The organism is Nocardiopsis sp. JB363, from assembly GCF_900143625.1.
GTDB lineage: Bacteria > Actinomycetota > Actinomycetes > Streptosporangiales > Streptosporangiaceae > Nocardiopsis.
On the sequence record NZ_FRFF01000023.1, the window covers coordinates 1 to 3688 of the forward strand.

General features: G+C 70.8%; 2 protein-coding genes and 1 pseudogene. All 3 read right to left on the reverse strand.

All coding sequences use genetic code 11. The annotated features are described in order from the left end of the window. A pseudogene (locus BQ8420_RS31295) lies at nucleotides 1-276 on the reverse strand (hypothetical protein); the annotation flags it as partial. 10 nt (nucleotides 277-286) lie between these two features. Beyond that, nucleotides 287-610, reverse strand: coding sequence for a hypothetical protein (locus tag BQ8420_RS04855; RefSeq protein WP_087096606.1), 324 nt, complete (start codon nucleotides 608-610; stop codon nucleotides 287-289). 178 nt (nucleotides 611-788) lie between these two features. Next, nucleotides 789-3688: TM0106 family RecB-like putative nuclease (locus BQ8420_RS04860; RefSeq protein WP_087096607.1), on the reverse strand; the 2900-nt coding region annotated here is incomplete at its 5' end.

The window sequence follows — 3688 nt, forward strand, 5'->3', positions numbered from 1 at the left end:
GTCCATGAGGGGGTCGGTGGGGGCGGGGCCCGCGTTCAGTCCGGTGAAGAGCAGCCCGGCCAGGGCCAGGGGGGTGCCCAGTGCCCAGGCGATCCACAGGATCACCCATAGCGCGGTCAGGCGCCGGTCGGGTGGGGAGGCCACCACCACGGGGGTGCGTTTGAGGGTGCGTTTTTCGGGTGTGGTGCCCGGTAGGACGCGTCCCTGCTCGGCCTCGGTGGAGGTGGCGGCCGGCCGTTCCTGTGGTTTTTGGCGTTTGCGCTTCTTGGGTGACACGGGCCGGAGCCTACCCGGCCATGCCCAGCAGGTGAACGACCACCACGAACACCACCGGCCAGGCCAGCAGGGCCAGGGCCCACAGGGCGGCGCGGCGGTCGCCGGCGACGGTGGCCACGGCGGCGGCCAGGAAGGGGATGCCGACGGCGGCTCCGAAGGCCAGGGTGAACCATTCGGCGGCTGAGCCGGCGTGGGTTTGGGCGTCCAGTCCCATGAGGTAGCCCAGGGGGCCCAGGATCAGGGCGAACAGGGCCAGGATGGCGATGACGACGCGGATTCCGGTGGGGTGGCGGGTGTTGCGGCCGCCCTCGGGGGCGGAGGGGCGTTCAGACACGGTGGCCGTTCGGCCTTTCGACAAATGCGGGTGGTGGTCCGGGTCAGGGGCGCGGCGCCTGGCGTCGCGGCCCGCGGGCATACCGCGTATCCCTCACGGGGGTGAGCCGGGGGCGTGGTGTGCCACCTAAAACGTACTCCACCAGGGATGTGTCCGAAACCTGGCGGGGGTGGGCGTCTCACTGGCGGGGCCAGGGTCGTGCGGTGTGCACCAGCCCGGTGAAGGAGGCCAGCAGGCGTAGTTCGTCCACGGTGCGGGGGGTGGTGGTGAGCAGGTCGGGTGAGTGCACCACGACCGCGACCAGTTGGGCGCGGGAGAGGGCCACGTTGAGGCGGTTGCGGTCCAAGACGAAGGAGGGGCCGCGGCTGGTCTGGGCGGCGTTGGAGGTGGTCATGGAGCAGATGACGGCGGCGGCTTCCTGGCCTTGGAACTTGTCGACGGTGCCCACCCGTACCCCTTCCAGGGCGGGGTGGTCCCGGCTCGCCCGGGTCAGGGCTCGGCGTAGGGCGCGCACCTGCAGGTTGTAGGGGGCCACCACCAGGATGTCGGTGCCGGTCAGGGGGCGGGGGCCTTGTTCGGGGTCGGTGGTCAGGTGTTGCTCTGTCAGGCGCAGGGCGCTTTGCACCACCGCCTCGATCTCCTCGGGGCTGTGGTTGGTGCGGCCGGTGTGGGTGATGGGCAGGGAGTAGACCCCGGGTTCCAGGGTGCTCAGGGTGCGGGCGGTGGTGGTGGGGTGGGCTTGGAGGCGTCCTTGGTAGGACAGGGCGGAGACGGGGGCGCACACGGCCGGGTGCATGCGTCGGGTCTGGTCCAGGAAGTAGCCCAGGTCGGGGTCGATGATGGACTGGCCGGCCATGAGGTGTTGCAGGGCCGAGGCGTCGGCGCCGTCGGTGTGGACGCCTTGGACGACCTGGGGCAGTTGTTGTGGGTCGCCCAGCAGGACGAGGTTGTGGGCGGAGGCGGACACGGCCAGGGTGTCGGCCAGGGCGAATTGTCCGGCCTCGTCGATGATGATCACGTCGAGGGGGTCGGCGATGGTGTCGGCGCCGGACATGCCCCAGGCGGTGCCGCCGATGAGGACGGCTTCGCCCTTGGTGGTGTGTTTGGTGCGCCAGTTGGCCAGGACCTGTTGGCTGGAGGGTTGGTACCAGGGGGCGTCGGGGTCCTTTTTGCCGCCGCGGGGGCGTTTGGCGGCCGTCAGGGTCAGGCCTTGGTCCTGGGCGGCTCGCAGGGCGGCGCTCATGACGTTCTCCACGGCTTTGTGGCCGGTGGAGCACACGCCCACGCTGCGTCCTTGTTTGATCAGGTGGGTGATGAGTCGGGCGGCCAGGTAGGTTTTTCCGGCCCCGGGTGGGCCTTGGACGGCCAGGTAGGAGTGGTCCAGGCGGTCCACGGCGGTGATGGCGGCGCCGATGAGGTCGGAGCCGGGGTGTGGGAGGGGGCCCGGGGGGTTCAGGCGTGGGGGGATGCGGCGTAGGGCGTCCAGGCCGGGGTGGGCGGGCCAGGCGGGTAGTTCCCGGGTGGCGGTGTGGGCGACCCCTTCCAGGGCGCCGTCCTTGGGTTTGGGGTCGATCGGGGATCCGGGTAGGACGGCCACGGGGGCGGCGGAGATGGTCGCCTCCGGTGGGGCGCTCTCCAACAGGTGGAGGGAGTCGGGTTCGGCGGCCAGGACCTTGGCGGGGTGGGTGGTGGCGGCCTGTCCGGGTGCTCCGGGGTGGAGCAGGTGGACGCTGTCGCCGGTGGTGAAGGGGTGGGGGTGGGCGTGGTCCAGGCGCATGGACACCTCGCGGCGGGCGGTCTTTCGGCGGCCGGTGGGTTCTTCCCAGGTTCCGACGTGGACCTGCCAGGGCACGGCGCAGTTGGTGTCGGTCTCCAACTCCTGCAGGGGTGCGCTTTGGCGTTGGAAGTGTTCGCGCCAGGGTGGGGAGTTCTCGCGCCGGTAGTAGCCGACCAGGGCGGCCAGGGCGGCGCGGGGGTGGTCCTGGTCGGTGCGCTGGTCGGGGTCTTGGGGGACCCCGTCCAGGAGGGGGTCGGTCAGGGCGGCGTGGCGGGCGGCCTTCTCGGCCCTTTTGCGGGCGCGTTCGGCCTCTTCCTCGGTGATTTCGGTCTGGATCAGGGGGCGGGTGGTGATGTCGTGGTCGGTGCGCCGGCCTTCGAGCCAGTCGCGTAGGCGTGCGGTGGAGTGGCAGTCGTCGCGGTTGTAGGCGGCGATGTCGTCCAGGACCTGTTGTGCGCCGGTGGGGTCGTCGGTTTCCAGGGCGCTGAGGTAGGCGGCGTAGGCGTCGATGCTGGAGGCGGCGGTGGTGACGTCACCGGAGCGGGCGGTGTCCAGGTAGAGGGGTTCGAGGTACTTGATGGAGTAGGAGCGTTGGGACACGCGCAGGCTTTTGCGCACCACGGTGTACAGGTCGATGAGGCGGTGTTCGCGTAGGAGCCGGTCGACTTCCTCTTCGCGGGTGCCGTATTCGGAGCTGAGGTGTTTGAGGCGGTCCACTTCGTAGGAGGCGTAGTGGTAGATGTGGGCGCCTTCGTCGGTGTCGATGCGGGCCAGGGCGAAGTCGACGAAGTCCTCCAGGGCCTGTTTTTCCTGGGGGCGGTCGTGGGCCCAGAAGGTGTGGAAGGTCTCGGTGCCCCGGGTGTCCTCGGTGGTGGCTCCGAAGAGGTATTCCAGGCCTCTGCCGCCCTGGGTGGAGTGGTAGGGGTAGCCCTCCATGTCGAAGAACACGTCGCCGGGGCTGGGGGCGGGCAGGGTGGCCAGTCCGTCGGGTGAGAAGACCTCGGCGGTGACGGTGCCCTGGGGGTCGGTGGGGGTGCGGGTGGTGTCCTGGTGGGCCTGGAGGCGGGCTTGGGCGCGTAGTTGGTCGAAGGAGCGGCGGGGCAGGGTGGTGGGCCGGTCGTCTTCGGTGGCGGCGGCCAGGGCGTCGATGGTGTCGAGGCCGGCGTCGGTGAGTTTGGTGGCCTGGTCGGTGCGCAGGCCCGCGACCAGGGACAGGTGGCGAGCCGCCACGCGCCCTTGGGAGCACCAGGTGTTGTAGCCGCAGCCCTCGCAGGTGGGGCGGGGTTGTCCCCAGGTGGGGG